Raw genomic sequence first — 19,932 nt, 5'->3', positions numbered from 1 at the left:
GCTAGAGGACGCCCAGGGTGACGTCGGGGAAGAGCAGCTTGCGCTCGGCGACGGTGCCCGTCGTCTCACGCAGGGCGTCCATCGTCTGGATCAGCGCGTCGTAGGGGATGTCCGGATCCGCCGCGACGATGACCTTCGTCTCCCGCGGGAAGGCGGCCTTGAGCTTCACCATCTGCGCGTTCAGCGCGGCGTAGTCCTGCGTGCCGTCCGCGCGCAGGGGCAGCGTGGGCGCGCCGCCCTCCGTGGCGGGGATCTCCGCGCTGTTGCCCCGGACGATGAGCCCCTTCTGGGAGATGAGCACGGACAGGTTCAGCTTGGGCGCGTCCGCGTCCCCACCCGCCCCCGCGGTGGCGCCGTAGCTGGGCGCGTTCACGTTGAGCGCGCCAAAGGCGGTGAGGCCCGTAATCGACAGCAGCATGAAGATGATGAGGTTCATGAGGATGTCGAGGTACGGGACGATGTTCAGCTCGCCCGCCTCCTCCTCTTCCCTCGGCTTCAGCTTCCGGCGCGAGTAGTGGAACGCCATGGCGTGTCTGCTACGACGCGGCGCGGACGTCGGAGTCCGAGGGGATGACTTCCAGCGAGCCCCGGCGCGACAGCAGGTTCTCCAGCTTCAGCGCGTTGAGCTCCACCAGCTCCACCATGTTCTTGGCGTAGTTGCTGAAGAACAGGTGCGACACGATGCAGAGCACCGCGATGGAGAGGCCGAAGCCCGTGTTGTACATGGCCTCCGAGATGCCGTTGGAGAGCAGCGCCTGCTTCTGCTCCGCCGGCACGTTGCCCAGCGCGCGGAAGGTGCCGATGAGGCCCACGATGGTGCCGACCAGGCCCACGAGCGTCGCGATGTTCGCGAGCGACCACAGCCACTGCACCCGGCGCGACACGTGCGGCGTGTACTCCGCCAGCGCCTCCTCCACCGCCTTGGCGACCTCCAGCTCCCCCCGGTTCGCGTTGATCAGCCCCGCGCGGATGACGCGGGCCAGGGGCGAGCGCGGCGCCATGCCGCAGAACTTCACCGCGCGGTCCAGGTTGCCGCTGCGGACCATCTTGTGGACCTGCTCGATGAACGCCGTCGCGTTGAGGCGGTAGCGGTAGAGCAGCGTCACCGCGCGCTCGCCGATCACCGCCAGCGAGGCGGCCAGCCAGAACAGGTTCACGAACATGAACGGGCCGCCGGCCTTGAAGGCGCCGACGATGAAGTCCCCCAGCCCTCCCGAAGAGGCATGGCCCGCCGCGGCGGGTGCGGCCTCGGCCACCACCACACGCAGCAACTCATTCATGGAGGGAATCATCGCGGACCGCGTCCTTTCGCTGCCCCCGCGCGCACCCCTGCCGCGAAACGGGCAGGAGGCATGCTGGTGGGCCGGGAGCAATCCGGACTTCTAGGACTTCGTGCGCGAGGGTGTCAAGCCAGGGGGCCGGGCCTACCCCCCTGGAATGACTGGGCTTTCCCCTCAGGCTTCCACGGTGGGCGTGGGAGCAGGCGCGCCTTCCGCGGAAGCCCCCGGAATGGCGGGCTCCACCACCTCGCGGCGGTAGTCGCACTCCTTATTGGGGCAGGCGATGTAGGCGCCGTCCCGCTTGGAGAACTTCTGCAGCAGGTAGGGCGACGCGCACTGCGGGCACTGCTCCGCGAGCGGCCGGTCCCACGCGGCGAACTTGCACTCCGGATACCGGTTGCAGCCGAAGAAGATCTTCCCGCGGCCGCTGCGGCGCTCGGTGAGGTACCCCACCTTGCACTCCGGGCAGTTGACGCCAATGGAGATGGGCTTGGACGTCTTGCAGTCCGGGTAGCCCGAGCACGCCATGAAGCGCCCGAACCGGCCGCGTTTGATCACCATGGGCTTGCCGCACTTCTCGCACTTCTCGTCCGTGGTCTCCTCCTCCACGATGACGATCTTGCCCTCGGCGTCCCGCTTGAAGTCCTTGGTGTTCTTGCAGTCGGGGTAGTTCGAGCAGGCGAGGAAGTGGCCCATCTTCCCGAACTTGATGACGAACGGGTTGCCGCACTTCTCGCAGGCGATGTCGGTCTTGATCTCCTCGCGCTTGACGTCGCGCATCTCCGCTTCGGCCTTCTCCAGGGTCTCCTTGAAGGGGCCGTAGAAGTCGTGCAGCACCGTCTTCCAGGACGCGCCGCCGTCGGAGATCTGGTCCAGCTTCTCCTCCATGCTGGCCGTGAACGACACGTCCAGCTCATGGGGGAAGTGCTTCACCAGCAGCTCGTTGGTCATCTGCCCCAGGTCGGTGGGACGGAAGCGGCTCTCCAGCTTCTCCACGTACTTCTTGTCCTGGATGTTGGAGAGGATGGCCGCGTACGTGGACGGACGCCCGATGCCGCGCTCCTCCAGCTCCTTCACCAGCGTGGCTTCGCTGAAGCGCGGAGGGGGCTGGGTGAAGTGCTGCTCGTTGAGCAGCTTGTCCAGCGTGAGGACCTCGCCCTCGTTGAGCGGGGGCAGTTCGCCCACCGCGTCCTCGGCGGCCTCTTCACCCGCGGCCTTGGCCTTCTCCGCCGCGGCCTCTTCCTCCGGCGTGAGGCCGGCGCCGTAGACGCCCAGGTAGCCGGGGAACTTCAGCGTGCTGCCGGACGCGCGGAAGGTGGCGCGGCCCGCGGTGATGTCCGCGGCCGTCTGATCATAGACGGCGGGCTTCATCTGGCACGCGACGAAGCGGTTCCAGATGAGCTCGTAGAGCCGGAACATGTCCAGCTCGTCCATGGCCTCGAAGAAGGCCTTCACGCGCTCGGGCGGGTACTCCAGGGACGTGGGCCGGATGGCCTCGTGCGCGTCCTGGGCGCTCTTGCGGCTCTTGTAGACCATGGGCTCCGGCGGCAGGTAGTCCGCGCCGTACTTCTGCCCGATGAACTCGCGCACCTGCGTCACGGCGTCGTCGGACAGACGCGTGGAGTCCGTACGCATGTACGTGATGAGCGCCGTCTGGCCCTCTTCACCCAGCGGGACGCCTTCGTACAGCTTCTGCGCCAGCGTCATCGTCTTCTTGGCGGTGAAGTGCAGCCGGTTCGCCGCCTCCTGCTGGAGCTTGGAGGTGATGAAGGGCGCGGGCGCGTTGCGGCGGCGCTCCTTGCGGTCCACCTTCGCCACGGTGAAGGGGGCATCCTTCAGCTCCGCGACGAGCCCGTCCGTGGTGGCGCGGTCCTTGAGCTCCACCTTCTTGCCGTCCACGCGGGACAGCTTCGCCTTGAAGGGCGGCGGCCCCTGCGGGCCCTGCACCAGCGCGTCCAGCGTCCAGTACTCTTCCGGCTGGAAGGCCTTGATCTCCGCCTCGCGCTCGACAATCAGGCGCACCGCGACGGACTGCACGCGGCCGGCGGACAGGCCGCGGCGGATCTTCTTCCAGAGCAGCGGCGAGATTTGATAGCCGACGAGCCGGTCGAGGATGCGGCGGGTCTGCTGCGAGTCGTAGTTGTCCTGATTGAGCTCACGCGGCTGCGCGATGGCGTCCTGCACGGCGCGCTTGGTGATCTCGTTGAACGTCACCCGGAGCGAGTCCGGGTGGCCCAGCTCCTCCTTGATGTGCCAGGCGATGGCCTCGCCCTCGCGGTCGGGGTCCGTCGCCAGGAAGACGCGGTCCACCGTCTTGGCCATCTTCTTCAGCTCGTTGAGGACCTTCTCCTTGCCCTTGATGACCGTGTACTCGGGCTTGAAGTCGTCCTCCACGTCGACGCCGATCTTGCTCTTGGGCAGGTCCTTCACGTGGCCCACGGACGCCTTCACCGTGTAGCCGGAGCCCAGGTACTTCTTGATGGTCTTCGCCTTGGCGGGCGACTCCACGACCACCAGGTAGTGCGGGCCCTTGCCACGGCGCTCGGGCACTTCTTCCTCGGCGTCCGCGTCCGCGTCCACGGTGGGGAGCTCGTCGGCGTCCGCGCCACGGCGGCGGGCCGCCGTCTTCTTCTTGGCGGTGACCTTCTTGGCAGCCGTCTTCTTCTTGGCGGCCTTCTTGGCCGCCGGCTTCTTCGCGGCCGCCTTCTTGGGCGTCTCCTCCGCCGCCGCCTCCGTCTGCGCCGCCTGTGTCTTCTTCCGCGTGGCCATGGCTCTCCTACCTCGAACTGCCTCTAGACCTTCTCGTACCGTTTACCCGGGTGCTGGACCACCAGCCCCGACAATTCCAACTCCACCAGGGCGCTCGTGAGCGCCGCGGGTGACAGCGCGCTCTGGGCGAGCACCTCGTCGAACGAACGGGGAACCCGGTCCAACAGCCCATAGGCCCCGCGCGCTTCCGCCGACAACGCCTCCCACCACCCACTGTCCCGCCCCGCGGGGACCGCACGGACCGGATGAACGCCCACGACCGCGCAAATCGATTCCGCGGACGTACAAGCGCGTGCCAGCCCGTCCGCCAGCAGGGCGTTGCAGCCCGCCGCGGCCGGCTGCCAGACGTCCCCGGGCAGCGCGAACACCGGCCGGCCCTGTACCCGCGCCGCCTCCGCCGTGTACAGCGCACCGGAACCTTCCCCGGCCCGCATCACCAGCACCGCGTCCGACGCGCCAGCGATGAGCCGGTTGCGCCGGGGGAAGGTCGTCGTGCTCGCCCGGACCCCAGGCGGCAGCTCGCTGAAGTACACCCCTCCCCGCTCGAGGAAGTGGGGCAGGAGCCGGGCCTGGGCGGGGTCCAACGCGTCCAGCGCGGAGCCCAGGAAGGCCCACGTCTCCGCGCCCACATCCAGCGCGCCCCAGTGGCAGGCCCGGTCCACGCCCTCCGCCGCGCCCGACACCACCCCCACGCCAGCCTCCGCCACCTTCCGGGCGAACGTGCGAGCGAACGGCAGGAAGCCCTGGTCCGGATGCCGGCTGCCCACCATGGCCAGCCTGCGCCGGGGCGGCCCCGGGTTTCCCAGGAAGAAGAGCAGCGGGGGCGCGTCCTCCAGCCCCACCAGCCGCGCGGGATAGGCCGGCGAGCCCGCGAAGGCCACCTGGAGCCCCGTCCGCGCACAGGCCTCCTCCGTCCGGGACGCCAGGGCGTCCAGGGATGCGACGGTGGCCAGCCGCTGGCGGACGGTGGGGGGGACCGGCACGTCCGCCACCCAGTCCCGCACGGGCGTGGACGCCAGCCGGGACAGCGCCCCACCGGCGAACGCGCGCACGGCGTCCAACGTCCGGGGCCCCAGGCCGGCAATGGCCCAGAGCGCCAGGGTGGCGCGCTGCTCGTCCCAGTGTACGTGCGTATCCGTGTTTATGTCCGCCATGCCGTCCCCCGCCTGATTCCCACCTATATAGAGGTGGTCCCGGGAGGGGCGTGACACATAACACCGGTTCTTCGGGGGTCAAGCGACCCGCCCTTCCCGGGCGGGCCGGAATGCAGCATTCCTGCCGATCGCCGCCCGCGTTCAGCGGCTGGCGGTGGACGTTCCGTCCTTGCGCATGGTGGCGCGGTCGCCAGCGGAGATCTCCACCATGGAGCGGGTCACCAGGCAGTTGGAGGTGCGCTCACGCACTTCGGTGACCATGCACTGGGCCACGGCCTCCCAGGGGTAGGCGTTCTGGCCCTTGCCCGCGTCGCCCATCTTGTAGTCGCTGCGGCCGAGCACGTCCTTGCTGGGGTCGCCGCGGCGCTCGATGGTGAAGGTGTTGCCCACCTGCACGCCGTCCGCGGTGCCGCGGTCCACGACGATGAAGTTGTGCTCGCCTAGCAGCGTCTGGCCCGGCGTCATCGGCGTGAGCACGAAGCCGGGGATCTCCTTGCTGTTGGGCTTGGGGGCGATGCGCTCGGACAGCTTCTCGCTGGAGGGGCCCACCAGGTCGCCGCGGGCGATGGGGTCCCAGGTCTCCATGATGCGCGCGGTGACCACGTCGTTGTTGATGGCGACGACCTGCACCGTGCCCAGCAGCTCCGTGAGGTAGCCCGTGCGCGCGTGGGTGATGGGGTGCTTCACCTCTTCCACGGTGTGGAAGATGACGTAGCGGTCGCCCATCTTGGCGGCGCCGCGCTTCTTGAAGCGCAGGTAGACCTTCTCCGGAGCGGAGAGCATCAGCGCCTCGGAGGTGGAGCCCTCGATGCGGCCCGCCTCGTCCAGTTCGCGCGTCGTCACGAAGCCCTTGGTCGTCACCGGGCTGGACTTCGACGGGTCGAAGCCAATCTTCCCGACCACCGACACCAGGCTGCCGCCGCTCACGTCCGTGGGCGCCGCCACGTCGTCGGAGGGAAGGTCGCCGCCCTCCACGCGCGCGGGCACCTCCTCGCCACCCGCGAAGAACTTCACGTTGTTGCCCGGGTAGATCCAGTGCGGGTTGGCGATCTGCGGGTTGTAGGACCAGACCTTGGGCCAGTACCAGGGGCTGCCCAGGTAGCGCTGGGACAGGTCCCACAGCGTGTCGCCCGTCTCCACGGTGTGGACCTGGCCGGGCGCGCTCTCACGGCCCTGCGGGGCGCCGGGCGGCAGCGTGACGGAGGTGGGGCGCTGCTCCACGTCGTCGGAGATGTCCTGCCCCTCCGTCTCGGAGGACGGCTGGGATTCTTCCTCCTGCGCGTCCTGGGCGAAAGCCGTCCATGCCGGCGCGACGGTGAGGGGCACGAGCAGGGAGGCGAGGATCCGGGAGCGCATCGGACGACGTCCTTTCACAAAAGAGCTCAAGGCGAGAGCGCGGCGAGCCGCTGCTCCGCCTGCGTGGCGGCGGCCGTCCCCGGGAACTGGGTGACGACGCGGGTATAGAGGGCACGGGCATCCACGGCCTGGTTCAGCCGCACCCGGCACTCCGCGAGCCGGAGCATGCCGTCCTGGACGGCGTCCCCGGCGGGGTAGTTCTTGATGAGCTTCTCGAACGTCCTGGCCGCGCCGGCCGCGTCCTTGAGCCCCATCTGGCCCAGGCCGCTGAAGTACAGCGCGTTGTCGGCGCGGGGGTGGCGGGGGTTCTCCGCCGCGAAGCGCGTGAGGGTCTCCACGCCGCCTTCCACGTTGCCGGTGCGCAGCATGGCCACCGCGCGCTCGTATTCGGCGTCGAGGATGTCCGGGTCCTTCTCCGGCGGCTCCATGCGAGCGGCCGTCGTGGAGCCCATCGCGCTGCCCAGGCCCACCGAGCCCGTCCCCGACGAGCCCTCCACCGGGGAGATGAACATCTCCATCTGGTCGGCGTCCGGCTCCATCACCGCCACCGCCGTGTTGATGCGCGGCGCGGGTTCCTTCTTCGGCTTGAGCCGGACCACCGTCAGCTCCGCCGGCGCCAGGCCCAGCGACTCGCCCGCTTCCGGCGAGGCGGCCTCCGGCTTCGCGCTGGCCGCCGGGGATGTGGCGGGAGCCGGGGCGACGGCGCGGGCACGCGAGACGGCGTCGCGGTTCTCCAGCCGCTCCAGGCGCTCCTGCAGCGACGCCTGGGAGGCGCGCAGCGTGCGCACCTCCGCCTCCAGCCGGCCCACCTCCGCCTGCGAAGCAGCGGTGGTGGCGCAGGCGGTCGGCGCGGACAGCGCGACGGCGGCAAACAGGCGGAAGAGGAAGGGACGCACCGGCACGAGCCTGGACGGAGGGAATTCCAGGTCGAGGATAGGAAGGCCGGTCGGAGACCGTCAAGAAAACGACCCCGGAGGGCCTCCGCTAGAAGCGGTGCAGCACGTAGTTGAGGTGACGCCCGGTGCGCCCCGCGTCCCGGCGGTGGGAGAAGAACCTGTCCGGATCACACGCCGTACAGGCCTGTAGCACGTCCACGTGCGCCGGCTTCAGGCCCGCCTTCAGCAGGGACGACTTCACCGCGAGTGACAGGTCCAGGTGCGGCTTGCCCCCCGCGCGGACGACGTCCGGGCCGAAGCGCGCGCGGAAGCGGTCCCCCAGCTCCGGGGACACCTCGTAGCAGCACGCCTGGATGCAGGGGCCCACCGCCGCCAGCAGGTCCTCTGGGCGGCTGCCCCGCGCCACCAGCGCCTCCACCGTGCGGGCGCTGATCTCCAGGTCCGTGCCCTTCCATCCGGAGTGCACCGCCGCCACGCGCTTCTCTCGCGGATCCACGATCAGCACCGGCACGCAGTCCGCGGTGCCCACCGCCACCCAGCTGCCCTCCCCTTGCGTCCACAGCGCGTCCGCTTCGCCCAGCGTCGGGCGCAGCACGTCATCCGCTTCACCGCGCGCCTCCAGCACCGTGTCGCCGTGCACCTGCGACACCCGGCAGAGCGCGCCCACCTGCGCTCCCGCCGCCCGGGCCAGCCGGCGGTGGTTCTCCTCCACGCGGGGGCGCTCGTCGCCCACGGAGAAGCCCAGGTTCAGCGACGCGTAGGGCCCTTCGGACACCCCACCCGCGCGAGTGGCGAAGCCGTGCGGCACCGGCAGCAGCGCGGACGTGAGGAACTGGGGCGTGGCCATGGCGGGAACTCCTCTTTTCAGCGGCGGCTTCGGGAGTACCGCCACCGTGTCACGGGTACAGCCCGTGAAAACAGGAACATGCCGAGGAACAACACCCCCATTTCAATATTTCGACACCGGTACGTTTGACAGGGCGTGTCACGCCCCTGACAATTTTGAACACTCCGTCACTCGCGGACAGAACGCGAGTGCACGAAGCACACTGCGCCCCGCACATGGCCCTCGGTTCCGAGACGATTGGCAGGAAGCTCTTGTGGAGCATCGCGCTGCCCGGGTTGGTGGTGGCGCTCCTGGGCGTGGGGCACTTCTCGCGCGAGGCACGCCAGGCGGTCCGGGAAGGCACCCACCTGGAGGCGCTCGCGCTGGCGGAGGCGGTGGCCTCCACCTTCACGCTGCCGCAGACGCCGGGCGCGGCCCCGCATGGCGCGGTGGCGGAGGTGCTGGCGTCGGACACGCGGCTGTTCCGCTCCGTGGAGGACCTGCGGGTCCTGACGCCGGACGGGCGCATCCGCTGGAGCCGGCGGCCGGCGGAGCAGGGCCACCCGCACCCGGAGGCCGCGCGGCTGTCCGCGACGGGACCGGAGACGGCGCGCTCCAGCGACCACGGCACGGAGGTGGTGCGGCCCCTGGGCGGTCCGGAGTGCTCCGGCTGTCACACGGGTGAGGCCGCGCAGCGCATGGGCGTGCTCCAGGTGCGCATGGGCGAGCCCGCGCTGACCCGCCAGCTCCAGACGGTGTTCCAGGACGCGCTGGGCGCGATGGTGCTCTTCGTGGGCATCCTGGGGCTCGTTACCTGGCTGTCCCTGCGCTTCGTGCTCACCGCGCCGCTCAAGCGGCTGAGCGAGGCCATGGGCCGCGCGGCGGACGGCGACCTGCTGGTGCGCGCGGAGGCCCGGGGCACGGATGAAATCTCCCGGCTGGGCGCGGCCTTCAACCAGATGCTCGCGCGGCTCACCTCCATGAAGGTGGAGGAGATCGACACGCACCGCGACCTGCAACTGGTGAAGGAGAAGCTGGCGCTGAAGGACGAGCTGGAGGAGCGCCTGACGGAGCTGTCGCTCTTGTTCGACGTGGCCCGCTCGCTCAACACCACGCTGGAGCTGGATGAGCTCCTGGCGCGCATCACCCGCATGGTGGTGGAGCGGCTGCACATCCCGGACTTCTCCATCATGCTCCTCAACGAGGAGGGCCTGCTGGAGGTGAAGCACGCGTGGCCGCAGGGCCGGGGCCTGGAGGGCCACACCTTCGCCATGGGCGAGGGCGCGTGCGGCCGGGCCGCCCAGGCGCGCAAGGCCGTGTACCTGCCGGACCTCACGGACAGCACCAGCATCTTCGCGCGGCGCGGGCTGCGCGGCGGCTCGGAGCAGGGGTCGCTGCTGGCGGTGCCCATGGTGCACGCGGACACGTTGCTGGGCGTCATCAACTTCCAGCGCCCCCAGACGGCGAGCATCTCCGCGGAGGAGATCGAGCTCTTCACCGCGGTGGCCGACCAGGCCGCGACGGCGGTGACGAACGCGCGGCTGCACGCGGAGACGGTGAAGCTCACGCTGACGGACGCGCTCACGGGCGTGCCCAACCGCCGCCACCTCTTCCAGCGGCTGGACCTGGAGCTGGCGCGGGCCCAGCGCTTCGGCGTGCCCATGGCGCTGCTGATGGTGGACGTGGACCACTTCAAGCGGCTCAACGACCTGGCCGGACACCGCGCCGGGGACGAGACGCTGCGCCGGGTCTCCGACGTGCTCCGGACGCGCGCTCGCAAGGTGGACACGCTGGGGCGCTACGGCGGCGAGGAGTTCGTGCTGCTCCTGCCGCAGGTGTCCAAGGCCACGGCGGTGGAGGTGGCGGAGACGCTGCGCCGCGCGGTGGCGGACTCCGTCACGCTCAGCCGTCCGGGGCTGCCCGGGGGCCACGTCACGGTGTCCATCGGCGTCTCGCACTTCCCCACGGACGCGACGGCGCAGGACACGCTGGTGGACTGCGCGGACTCGGCGCTCTATTGCAGCAAGCGCACCGGCAGAAACCGCGTGACGGCGTTCGAGCCCGGCATGGAGGTCCACCCCGGCCGCGAGCGCAGCATCAGCACGCCGCCCGCGGACGCGCCCTCCACGCCGCCCGCGCCCTCGGGCATCGCGAAGGCCTGAAGCGCGCGAAGGCGCCCTCCCCTACCGCCGCACGAGCGTGCGGACCACGGGGAGCATCAGGTCCGCCCACTCCTCGTAGCCCTCCGCGGACGGGTGGAAGCCATCCGAGCAGAAGAAGTCCGGGCGCCGGGGGATCATCTCCCGGCTGGCGGTGAACAGGTCCACCAGGTGCAGCCCGTGCGCGCGGGCCACGGTGGCGATGGCGTCGTTGAACGGCTCGATGCGCCCTTCGTACAGCGCGCTGGGCACCATCTTCGCCACCGGCGCGAGCGCCATGTCCGCCAGGTTCACCACCACCATGGACGCGCCCGTCTGCTTCAGCCGCCGGGCGATGCGGTCCAGGTCGTCCTGGAACTCGGCCACCTCGGTGCCGCGCCAGACGTCGTTGGTGCCCACGCCCAGGGTGATGAGCGTGGGCTGCAACGCGACGACGCGCTTGAGGGCGTTATTGACGATGTCGCGCACGCGCGCACCGCTCTGCCCCAGGTTGGTATGGCCCACGGGGAGGCCGTCCTTCCGGAGGCGGGAGGCGAGCCGGTCGGGGTAGCCCCCGCCCTGCGACGCCCCCACCCCCACCGCCGTGCTGTCACCCAACGAGACGTAGTTGACGCTCATTCATCCCCACTTCAGGGCACGGTCAATGCGCGCAGCAGGCGTCCACCACCCGGGCCGGCCACGCGCAACAGCAGCGTGCTGCCCTTGGGCGCGGCGCGGATGGCCGCGGCCAGTTCCTTCGCGCTGGCGATGGGCTTCTTGTTCGCCTCCACCACCAGCATGCCCGGCGTCAGCTGCGCGCGGTCCGCGGGCGAGCCCGGGACGATGTCGGTGATGAGCGCGCCGGCGCGCTCGGTGAAGCCCGCCTGGGACGCCGTGCGCGCATCCAGGTCCTGCAGGGACACGCCCACGCGGCGCGAGCTGTCCTGCTCGTCGTTGGTCGACGGCTTCTTCTTGGACAGGCCCTCCAGGTCCGGCCGGGTGCCCATGGTCACCTTGACGTCCTGCTTCTTGCCGTCGCGGTAGAGGGTCAGCGTCGCGACGCTGTTGGGCTTCTTGAGCGCCACGGTGCGGGTGAGCTCGCTGTCGGAGCGCACCTGCTTGCCGTCCACGGCCACCACCACGTCGTCCGGCTTCAAGCCCGCCTTCGCCGCCGGGGAGTCGGGGGTGATCTGCGTGAGGATGGCGCCCTCGCTCACCGACAGCTTCAGCGCCTGGCCCAGCTCGCGCGTGAGGGGCTGGATGCCCACGCCCAGCCAGCCGCGCGTGACGGCGCCCTCCTTCTCCAGCTGCGGCAGCAGCGCCTTGATGAGGTTGCTGGGCACGGAGAAGCCGATGCCCGTGCCTCCGCCGACGATGGCGGTGTTGATGCCCACCACCTCGCCCTTCATGTTGAAGAGCGGGCCGCCGGAGTTGCCGGGGTTGATGGCCGCGTCCGTCTGCAGGAAGTCGTCGTACACGCTGGCGCCGATTTCACGGGCGCGCGCGGACAGGATGCCCACGCTCACGCTGGAGGCCAGGCCGAACGGGTTGCCGATGGCCAGCACCCAGTCGCCCACGCGCACGGCGTCCGAGTCGCCCAGCTTCACGCTAGGGAGCTGATCCACCTTCTCCTTGATCTTCACCACGGCCACGTCGGTGAGCGGGTCGCGGCCCACCACCTCGCCCGTGAACGAGCGGCCGTCGTCCAGGCGGATGGTGATGGTGACCGCGTCCTCGATGACGTGGTTGTTGGTGAGCACCAGGCCCTTGGGGTCGATGATGAAGCCAGACCCGGCGCCCTGGCGGATCTGCTCGCGCTCGCTGCGGCCGCCCCGGCCCCGCCCGTTGCCTCCGAAGAAGCGGTCGAAGAGCGGGTTGTCCTCCATGCCCTCCGGCACCTCCGGACGGGCCTGCACGTCCACGTTCACCACGGCGGACTTCACCGACTCCACCAGGGGCGCCAGCGAGGCCAGCGACTGGGCCTCACGCGTGGCGGGCTGGAGGTTGCCGGCCTGACCGGTGACCGCCTGCTGCGTCTTGGGCGCGGCCGGCTGGGGAGCGGGAGCCTGCGCGAGGGCGAGCGTGGGCGACGCCAGCACCAGCACGGCGGCCACGAGCTTGCGACGGGACGAAGAGAGCGTGTGGGTCATGGATTTCCTCAACCTAAAGCGGAAACGAAGCCCCGCAACCGGAACGACCGTGTCCGGTGACGGAAGGTGAACCCCCGGCCCGGCCGCCTGTTCCCGAACCGCTCAACCGGGCCGGTAGACGCGGTAGTCCAGCTCGGGGAACAGGTTGTTGCGTCCTTCGACGTGGGACAGCCAGGACTCGTCCACGGTTCCGGCGCGCACCTGATCGTGCAGGCGCAGGAAGCGCTGGAGGTGCTCCTTCGTGCGGCGCACGGCGTAGTCCACCATGGTGCCGGTCTTCATGATGAAGGCCCAGTCGGAGGACTGCGCCAGCAGCAGCTCACGCGCGGCCTGGTTCAGGGCCCGGCGCTTGAGCGACGGCGCGTCCGGGAAGTCCCGGGCCAGCTCCACCATCTGCCGCGCGGCGTGGTTCAGGTGCCGGTAGATCCAGTCGTTCGTGCCATCCAGCCACATGTTCGCGTAGCCGCCCGCGCCCCAGGACGACAGGGGCGGCGTGGCCACCTGGTTCTCCGGGTGCTCGCGCAGGTCGTCCAGCGGGCTGATGAGCGTGAAGCGGCTGGGGTTGCGCGCGGCCTGGCGGATGAGGGCGTCGATGAAGTGGGGACCCTCGAACCACCAGTGGCCGAAGAGCTCCGCGTCATAGGGCGCGACGACCACGGGCTTGCGGCCGCCCATGCGCGACGCGAGGTATTCGAACTGGCGCTCGCGGTTGAAGAGGAAGTTGCCCGCGTGGACCCAGGCGCGCTCGCGGGCGGCGGCCGGGTTGTAGGGCTGCTTGTCGTTCGTCTTGCCGGTGATGCGGAAGTACTTGAAGCCGGTGTTCTTACGGTCGCCGGTGGGCTGGATGAAGGGCCGGATGTAGTCCAGGTCCAGGTCCCAGCCGATGTCCCGGTAGAACTCGCGGTAGACGGGGTCGCCGGGGTAGCCGTGCTCGGTGCTCCAGACCTGCTGGCTGCTCTCCGGGTCGCGCGCGAAGGCGGCCACGCCGGGCTCGGTGAAGATGGGCGCGTAGGGGCCGTGCAGCGGGCGCGGCGTGGCGTCCGTGAGCGCGTGCGTGTCCACGAAGAAGTAGCGGATGCGCTCGGCGGAGAGGATGCGCTCCAGGCCCGGGTAGTAGCCGCACTCGGCCAGCCAGATGCCGGCGGGGTCGCGGCCGAAGTTCTGGCGGTAGTGGTTCGCCGCGACCGTCACCTGCGCGCGCACGGCCTCCGGCGTCTGCTGCATGAGCGGCAGGAAGCCGTGGGTCGCGTTGCAGGTGAGGATGTCCAGGTGGCCTGCGTCCTGGAGCCTGCGGAACGCGGCCACCAGGTCGCGCCGGTAGTGGTTGTGGTACGCGAGCCGCAGCGATTCGAAGTGGTCGCGGTGGAAGACGGCCAGCGGGTGGAAGGTGGGGTCGTCCCGGGTGCGGTGCACCTCGCGCGCGCCCAGCTCGCAGAGCGAATCCAGCCGCTTCGCGTAGCGCTCCCGCAGCAGGTCGTCGTTGAGCATCGACACGAGCGTGGGCGAGAGCGTCATCGTCACCCGGAAGGGGACGCGGTCCTCGACCAGTCTGTCGAACACGCGCAAGAGCGGCAGGTACGTCTCGGAGATGGCCTCGTAGAGCCAGTCCTCCTCGAGGAAGTCTTCGTATTCGGGATGGCGGACGAACGGCAGGTGCGCGTGAAGGACCAGCGCGAGGGAGCCCAGGCTCATAGGTCGGTCGGAGAAGCCGTGCGGGTTCACTTCCGTCCACGGCGCGAGGGCCGGGACTTGGAGGAGGACTTGGAGCCCGAGGGCTGGGGCTCCGGTGCTTTCGGGGCCGCCTTCGCGGGCTCGGCGGGTGGGGACTTCACGGCCTGCGTCTTCGCGGGCGGAGTGCTCGGAGCCGCCGGGCCTTCCACCTTCGCGGGCACGGAGGCAGGTGCGGCCCGTCGCGCGGCTTCAGTGGCCTCGCGGGCCTTGTCGAGGGCACGCTGTTCGGACGCGGAGGGACCGCGAGCCACGCTCAAGGCCCACGGGTCCTTGGGAGGCTCCGGCTCCGTGGGCCGCCACGAATCCGTGGAGGCCATTTCCTGCGTTGATGGGGCGGACAAGACCGAACCCGGAGCCTGCGCGGCGGGACGCGACGACGAGAGGTCCCGCGCTTCGAGCGCGTCGCCCTGTGAGCGCGGCGTCTCTGGAGACCAGGCATCCGAGCCCCCGGCCGCACGCGATACCCCGGGCTGATCCGAAGCGCGATCCAGGGACAGGTGGCGCTGATCCGAAGTCCCTGCCGCTCGGGGCGCCGTGGGATATTGCTGATCCGGCGCATCCGTGGCGCGATCCACGGACAGGTAGCGCTGATCCGAAGCGCCCGCCGCCCGTGGCACGGTGAGGTACTGCTGGTCCGATGCGCCCGTGGCACGCTCCGCGGACAGGTACCGCTGGTCCGAAGCCCCAGCCGTACGCGGCACGGTCAGGTACTGCTGATCCGATGCGCCCGTGACGCGCTCGGCGGACAGATACCGCTGGTCCGAAGCGCCGGCCGCGCGAGACACGGTCAGGTACTGCTGGTCCGAAGCGCCCGCGGCACGAGGGACACTCAAGTACTGCTGGTCCGACGCACCCGCCGCGCGAGGCACGGTCAGGTACCGCTGATCCGAAATCCCCGGCGCATGCCGCGCACCCTGGGTCCCCTGCCCTCCCGCGACGTATCGCTGGTCCGAAGCGCCCGGTGCACGCGGCACCTCCAGATACCGGTACTCCGAAACGCCACCTGGCAGCGCCTCCCCGTACCGCTGGTCCGAAGCGGCCGGCGCACGCGGCACCTCCAGATACGAAGACGCCACGTCGTAGCGCTGCTCCGAGGCACCCGGTGCGCGCGGCACCTCCAGATACGGAGACGCCACGTCATAGCGCTGGTCCGACGCGCCCGGAGCCAACTCCACGGCCAGGTAGCGCTGATCCGACGCCCCGGGTGCGCGGGACGGGGCCAGCACCGCGCCCTCACCGAGCGTCGCCTCCCCCACGCGCGCATACTGCTGATCCGACGCCCCTGGCGCTCGCGGCGCGCTCTCCAGATACGCCTCTTCCACGTAGCGCTGATCCGACGCCCCGGGGACGCGCGGCGCGTCGACATACGCCTCGGTGCGCTCGCGGTGGACCTCCGGCACATCCGCCACCCCGGCGCTCCCGGGCAACTTCACCCGGCGCCAGGTGACGTACTCGCGCTCCTCCACCCGGGGACCACGCGCGGTCGCCGCGGCGGGAACGGCTTCGCGCGACCGGTCCACCACCGGCGGAGGCGGCATGCGCAGGAAACGGATGGACGTGTCCTCCGATGGCCCCGCGGGCGGCAGCGTGGCCCGATTGGACGAATGTCCAATGCGGCGCGACCGGCCATCCGAACCGACGAAGTGTGCCTCCACCCGGTACGTGCGCCCGGGCGTCATGCCCTGCAGATAGAAGCTGCGCGACTCCAGCGCGAAGTCCACCTCGCGCGACACGCCCTCGCCGTCGAACACCTTCATCACCGCGCGCGGCACCGGCAGGCCATCCAGCGCCCGGCTCCGGCTCGCGTCACTGAAGTCCCAGAAGACGAAGAGCGTGTGCGGATCCCTCGCGAGCAGCACCATCGCGTCGTCCTGGTAGTCCAGGGGCAGCATGGCCAGGTGCTCGTCGCGCTCGGGCGACACGTCCGCCGGAGGAAGGCGCGGCGCGTGCTCCTCCAACAGGTGATGGCGGCGCGCCTCCTTCTCTCCCGCCATCTTCGTCACGAAGAACCCCTCCACCAGGGGCTCGGCGGCATGCGGCGGCTCACTCGCGGGCGAGGGCGGCGCGGCGGCGGGCGGGTCCTCACTGGGAGCGCTCGACGGGCGCGGCGTGGGCGCTTCCGGCGACAGGGACAGCGTGTCCTCGTCGTCCGGATCGCGGCGCGCCTTCCCGCGGGCAGGGAACGTCACCACGCGCGCGGGCCGCGTCTTGGGGCCTCCGCCAGGCTCCGTGATGGGCTCCTCGGAAAGTTCTCGTGCCTGCGGCGCGGCGGCGCTCTCGGGCGGAGGCAGGGGCACGGACCCGGAGGTCGGAGCCTTGGCGGACTGGGACTCCGCCGGGCCGGAATCCAGGGTCCGCTCCTCGCCCCCCACGGCACCGGAGCCCCGCCGGGACGTCGCCAGCCCGGCCATGCGCGCGAGCCGCCCCAGGGCGGGAATGCGCTCGGCCAGCGAGGTGACCAGCTCCCGCCCGCGGGACGCGCCAGCTCCTTCCCGGAGGTATTTCCGGGCCAGCTGCCGCAGGTAGCTCACGGTGACGCCCTTCCGCTCATCCATGGACACCTCGCCTCGTTATGACGCGGCATACAGGGGGTCAACGCATCCGTCACGGGATGTGTTGTTCCGCCGACCCCCTTCTTCATCCGTCACGGCCGATGACACCTCACCCCTGTCCAAGTATCCTGCGACCGCTTGAGTGACCTGCCCAGACTTCTCCTGTGCAGCTTTGACGTCATCCCCGGCCCGTCTGGCTCCTCACGCCGACTGACCGAGTATCTGAAGGCGTTGCCTGATCGCTTCTCCGTGGTGGTGCTGTCGGCGAAGACGCCCGACCACTCCCATATCGAGAAGTACCAGGGCGCCCGGCTGCTCCGCGTCCCGGTAGGCTCCGGGGACCTGGCGTCGCGCATCCAGTCCTTTGAACGGGCCGTGCGCCGCCAGCTCGAAAGCGAGGACTACGCCCTCGCCCACTTCACGGACCCCTTCGGGGGGTACGCGCTGTGCGAGCTGAAGGCGGACTATGGCTACCGCCTCATCTATGAGGCGCAGACGTTCCCGTCCCAGGAGCTGCGCTACACCCATCCTCAGACGGACGGGGACCGCCGCTTCCTGTCGAAGATCCGCCGCCAGGAGCTGTTCTGCCTGATGAACGCGGACCTCGTCGTCACCGGCTCGCAGACGACGCGCGCGTTCATCCAGGGGCTGGGCGCGGCGGAGGACCAGCTGCGGACGATTCGCGCGCCCGTGGACCTGAAGCCGTACGACCCGGAGGTGCTCGGCGCCCCGGACGGTTCGCCCCTGCGCATGATGTACCTGGGCAGCCACGTGGGCTGGCAGGGCCTGCCCACCCTCCTGCGCGCCACGGCGCTCGCGGCCCAGCAGGTGGACGTGCGCCTGACGCTGGTGGGCGCGCACCATCCGGACTGGAAGCCCCACCTGGAGGACCTGGTCAACGACCTGGGCATCAAGGAGAAGGTCGACTTCCAGCCGCCCGTCGCGCACGACGACCTGGTCAAGGTGCTGGCGCTGGCGGACGTGGGCGTGCTGCCGCTGGACGACTCGGAGCGCAACCGGCTCCAGGGTGGACCGCTGGCCAAGGTCTCCGAGTACCTGGCCGCCGGCCGGCCGGTCATCGCCGCGGACCTGCCCGTCACCCGCGAGCTGCTTCCGAAGGACGCGGCCCTCTTCTTCCCTCCGGGCGACGCACGCGCGCTCTCCGAGCGCATCCTGGACCTGGCGCGCGACGTGCCCCGCCGCGTGGCGCTGGGCAAGGCCGGGCGCGCGTTCGCGGAGAAGGTGCTGGACGCGGGCCTCATCCGGGGCCAGCTGCTGGACCTCTACGACTCGCTGCTGGAGAAGCGCGGCCACGTCCCGGTCGAGGCCGCCAGCGAACCGCCCGACGTCACGATGACGGGCACGCCCACGAACCGGCTCGCGAGCCTGGGCATGCCGGAGGCGTCCCAGCCCGCGGCGCCCAAGCCGCCCGCGAAGCCCGCGGCCCAGGCCACGTCCGACGAAGCCGCCCCGCCCCCCGCGAAGGATGGCGCGGAGGACGCGCCCGTGGTGATGGGCATGGCCCTGGACGACGGGATGGATACCCGGCTCGTCAAGACCGAGCCGGACATGCGGCCGGACGAAGTGCCCATGGTCATGGGCCTGCCGCTGCGCGAGTCCGCCAAGGCCCCTCCGGCCTCCGAGAGCAGGGACGCCACGCCGCCTCCTCCGGAGCCCCCGGCCGCGCCCCAGACGACCGCCGCCACCGCGAAGGACGAGGAGCCGGAACCGCTGGGAGGCCGTGGCTCGGAGCCGGCGCCGCCCACGGAGATGGTGACGAGCCCCCTGGTGAAGGCCCTCGGCTTGAAGGATGCCGGTGGGGACGACGCCGGGGATGCGGAGGCCCGCGCCTCCGAGGATGCCTCCGCTGGAGCGACGGCGGTGGTGCGCCGGCCGGTGGAGGTCGCCGAGGACGACACGAGCGCGCCAGCCCCCACGCCCATCGTGCGCCGGCCAGCCGCCGAGGACGAGGCCCCCGCGCCCACGCCCATCGTGCGCAGGCCAGCCTCCGAGGACGAAGAACGCGCCCCTACGCCCGTCGTGCGCAAGCCAGCCTCCGAGGACGAGGCCCCCGCGCCCACGCCAGTCGTGCGCAGGCCCTTGCCGGAAGACGAGCCTCCCGCGGCCACGCCCATCGTGCGGCGCCCCACCTCCCCCTCCGAGGATGAGGAGCGGGCCCCCACGCCCGTCGTGCGCCGGGCCGGCGTCATGCGCGATGAGGAGGAGGCCCCCGCGCCCACGCCCATCGTGCCCATGCGCTCGTTGCTGACCGGCGCGCGAAGCACGAACGCCGGCCGTGCGCAGCGGCCGCAGGACTCCGCTCCCTCTGAACCCCCGCGTCTCTTCCCCACTCCCCCTCCCATGGCCGACGCGGACAAACCGCCCATCCGTGGCGGCCTCGCCGCGGATCCAGGCCGGCCCGCCTCCCGCCCTCCGGTGCTCACGGAGTCCGACAAGCCGCCCATCCGGGGAGGCTCCATCTCCGACGCGGACCGCCCGCCGCAGCTGCCGCCCCGCGCCGTCGCGCCGCCGCCCGTTCCGCGCCAGGGACCGCCGCCCCGGCTGAGCCCCACGCCGCCCGTGCTGAAGCCCTCCACGGCCACGGCCTCGGACGACGAGCCGGAGGAGATCGCCGCCGACGAGGCCCAGTCCCTGGACGACGACGCCGGGCACACGCCCGCCAACGCCAGCGCGGCGCTGGACGAGGCCGAGGAGATCGGCGCGGACGAGGTCCACGACGCGGACTCGCTCGACGTGGAGGCCGCGGACACCGAGGACCCGGGGCCGCCGCCCGCGCCGCCCGACTCCACCCTCAACCCGTGGTTCGCCCAGCTGGCGCACGGGTACTGTCCCCCCGAGGGCGCCCGCTTCGCCCGACCCACCCCGCCCACCAACTTCCCCGGGCGGGATCCGGAAGCAGGCGTGTCCCCCGGGTCGGTCCCCCCTGTCGGCCAGGGAGCGGTTCGCGGCAAGAACTCGTGAGGCAGCCGACCGAGCACCGCTCGGAAACTTCCCAAGCCTTGCGCCCGCCCGATAGGATGTGGCGGTTTTCACTGCACTTTTTGCTGGGTGAAGGGCTT

At 71.0% G+C, this 19,932-nt stretch carries 13 protein-coding genes; 2 read left to right on the top strand and 11 right to left on the bottom strand.

All coding sequences use genetic code 11. From position 1 onward, the window contains the following. Nucleotide 1: 1 nt before the first annotated feature. From JYJ93_RS17805 to pgeF, 7 genes are all read right to left on the bottom strand, one after another. The gene (locus JYJ93_RS17805; protein ID WP_206792859.1) at nt 2-526 is read right to left on the bottom strand and encodes a biopolymer transporter ExbD; all 525 of its coding nucleotides are present in this window, start codon (nt 524-526) and stop codon (nt 2-4) included. A gap of 10 nt (nt 527-536) precedes the next feature. Then, a complete protein-coding gene (locus tag JYJ93_RS17800; RefSeq protein WP_206792857.1) occupies nt 537-1,292 on the bottom strand; it encodes a MotA/TolQ/ExbB proton channel family protein in 756 nt (251 codons plus the stop codon). 162 nt (nt 1,293-1,454) lie between these two features. Then, a complete protein-coding gene (gene topA / locus JYJ93_RS17795; protein WP_206792855.1) occupies nt 1,455-4,049 on the bottom strand; it encodes a type I DNA topoisomerase in 2,595 nt (864 codons plus the stop codon). A gap of 23 nt (nt 4,050-4,072) precedes the next feature. Further along, complete coding sequence (locus tag JYJ93_RS17790; protein ID WP_206792853.1) at nt 4,073-5,203, bottom strand: DNA-processing protein DprA; 1,131 nt, start codon at nt 5,201-5,203, stop codon at nt 4,073-4,075. Between the two features lie 141 nt (nt 5,204-5,344). After that, complete coding sequence (locus tag JYJ93_RS17785; protein ID WP_206792851.1) at nt 5,345-6,559, bottom strand: LysM peptidoglycan-binding domain-containing protein; 1,215 nt, start codon at nt 6,557-6,559, stop codon at nt 5,345-5,347. Nucleotides 6,560-6,585: 26 nt separating this feature from the next. Then, nucleotides 6,586-7,461, bottom strand: a complete 876-nt coding sequence (locus JYJ93_RS17780; protein WP_206792849.1) for a tetratricopeptide repeat protein — start codon at nt 7,459-7,461, stop codon at nt 6,586-6,588. Nucleotides 7,462-7,543: 82 nt separating this feature from the next. Next, nucleotides 7,544-8,302, bottom strand: a complete 759-nt coding sequence (gene pgeF, locus JYJ93_RS17775) for a peptidoglycan editing factor PgeF (RefSeq protein ID WP_206792847.1) — start codon at nt 8,300-8,302, stop codon at nt 7,544-7,546. Nucleotides 8,303-8,517: 215 nt separating this feature from the next. Here pgeF and JYJ93_RS17770 point away from each other — a divergent pair, with 215 nt between their 5' ends. Then, a complete protein-coding gene (locus JYJ93_RS17770; protein ID WP_206792845.1) occupies nt 8,518-10,443 on the top strand; it encodes a diguanylate cyclase in 1,926 nt (641 codons plus the stop codon). Between the two features lie 21 nt (nt 10,444-10,464). Here JYJ93_RS17770 and JYJ93_RS17765 read toward each other — a convergent pair whose 3' ends face one another. The 4 genes from JYJ93_RS17765 to JYJ93_RS17750 all read right to left on the bottom strand — a co-directional run bounded on the left by JYJ93_RS17765 (nt 10,465) and on the right by JYJ93_RS17750 (nt 16,855). After that, nucleotides 10,465-11,058 carry an SGNH/GDSL hydrolase family protein gene (locus JYJ93_RS17765; protein WP_206792843.1) on the bottom strand — a complete coding sequence of 198 codons (594 nt, stop codon included), beginning with the start codon at nt 11,056-11,058 and terminating at the stop codon, nt 10,465-10,467. Between the two features lie 11 nt (nt 11,059-11,069). Next, entirely contained in the window at nt 11,070-12,569 is a 1,500-nt protein-coding gene (locus JYJ93_RS17760) for a trypsin-like peptidase domain-containing protein (RefSeq protein ID WP_206792841.1), read from the bottom strand. A 102-nt stretch (nt 12,570-12,671) separates the two neighbouring features. Next, nucleotides 12,672-14,261 carry a 1,4-alpha-glucan branching protein domain-containing protein gene (locus tag JYJ93_RS17755; protein WP_206792839.1) on the bottom strand — a complete coding sequence of 530 codons (1,590 nt, stop codon included), beginning with the start codon at nt 14,259-14,261 and terminating at the stop codon, nt 12,672-12,674. Nucleotides 14,262-14,287: 26 nt separating this feature from the next. Continuing rightward, the gene (locus tag JYJ93_RS17750; protein WP_206792837.1) at nt 14,288-16,855 is read right to left on the bottom strand and encodes a DUF4912 domain-containing protein; all 2,568 of its coding nucleotides are present in this window, start codon (nt 16,853-16,855) and stop codon (nt 14,288-14,290) included. Between the two features lie 135 nt (nt 16,856-16,990). On the opposite strand from JYJ93_RS17750, the gene JYJ93_RS17745 reads away from it, so the two are divergent. Further along, nucleotides 16,991-19,834: a glycosyltransferase gene (locus tag JYJ93_RS17745; protein ID WP_206792835.1), complete on the top strand. Its 2,844-nt coding sequence runs from the start codon at nt 16,991-16,993 to the stop codon at nt 19,832-19,834. Nucleotides 19,835-19,932: the final 98 nt, after the last annotated feature.

This window comes from Corallococcus sp. NCSPR001 (genome assembly GCF_017309135.1).
Taxonomy (GTDB): Bacteria; Myxococcota; Myxococcia; order Myxococcales; family Myxococcaceae; genus Corallococcus.
Note: the sequence above shows the minus strand (reverse complement) of the source record. Positions and strands in the feature narration are given on the sequence as shown.

Bases quoted from the DNA above. Each gene is read 5' to 3' on its own strand.
- JYJ93_RS17805 (WP_206792859.1), bottom strand. From the start codon at position 526: ATGGCGTTCCACTACTCGCGCCGGAAGCTGAAGCCGAGGGAAGAGGAG.
- JYJ93_RS17800 (WP_206792857.1), bottom strand. From the start codon at position 1,292: ATGATTCCCTCCATGAATGAGTTGCTGCGTGTGGTGGTGGCCGAGGCC.
- topA (WP_206792855.1), bottom strand. From the start codon at position 4,049: ATGGCCACGCGGAAGAAGACACAGGCGGCGCAGACGGAGGCGGCGGCG.
- JYJ93_RS17790 (WP_206792853.1), bottom strand. From the start codon at position 5,203: ATGGCGGACATAAACACGGATACGCACGTACACTGGGACGAGCAGCGC.
- JYJ93_RS17785 (WP_206792851.1), bottom strand. From the start codon at position 6,559: ATGCGCTCCCGGATCCTCGCCTCCCTGCTCGTGCCCCTCACCGTCGCG.
- pgeF (WP_206792847.1), bottom strand. From the start codon at position 8,302: ATGGCCACGCCCCAGTTCCTCACGTCCGCGCTGCTGCCGGTGCCGCAC.
- JYJ93_RS17770 (WP_206792845.1), top strand. From the start codon at position 8,518: ATGGCCCTCGGTTCCGAGACGATTGGCAGGAAGCTCTTGTGGAGCATC.
- JYJ93_RS17765 (WP_206792843.1), bottom strand. From the start codon at position 11,058: ATGAGCGTCAACTACGTCTCGTTGGGTGACAGCACGGCGGTGGGGGTG.
- JYJ93_RS17760 (WP_206792841.1), bottom strand. From the start codon at position 12,569: ATGACCCACACGCTCTCTTCGTCCCGTCGCAAGCTCGTGGCCGCCGTG.
- JYJ93_RS17755 (WP_206792839.1), bottom strand. From the start codon at position 14,261: ATGAGCCTGGGCTCCCTCGCGCTGGTCCTTCACGCGCACCTGCCGTTC.
- JYJ93_RS17750 (WP_206792837.1), bottom strand. From the start codon at position 16,855: ATGGATGAGCGGAAGGGCGTCACCGTGAGCTACCTGCGGCAGCTGGCC.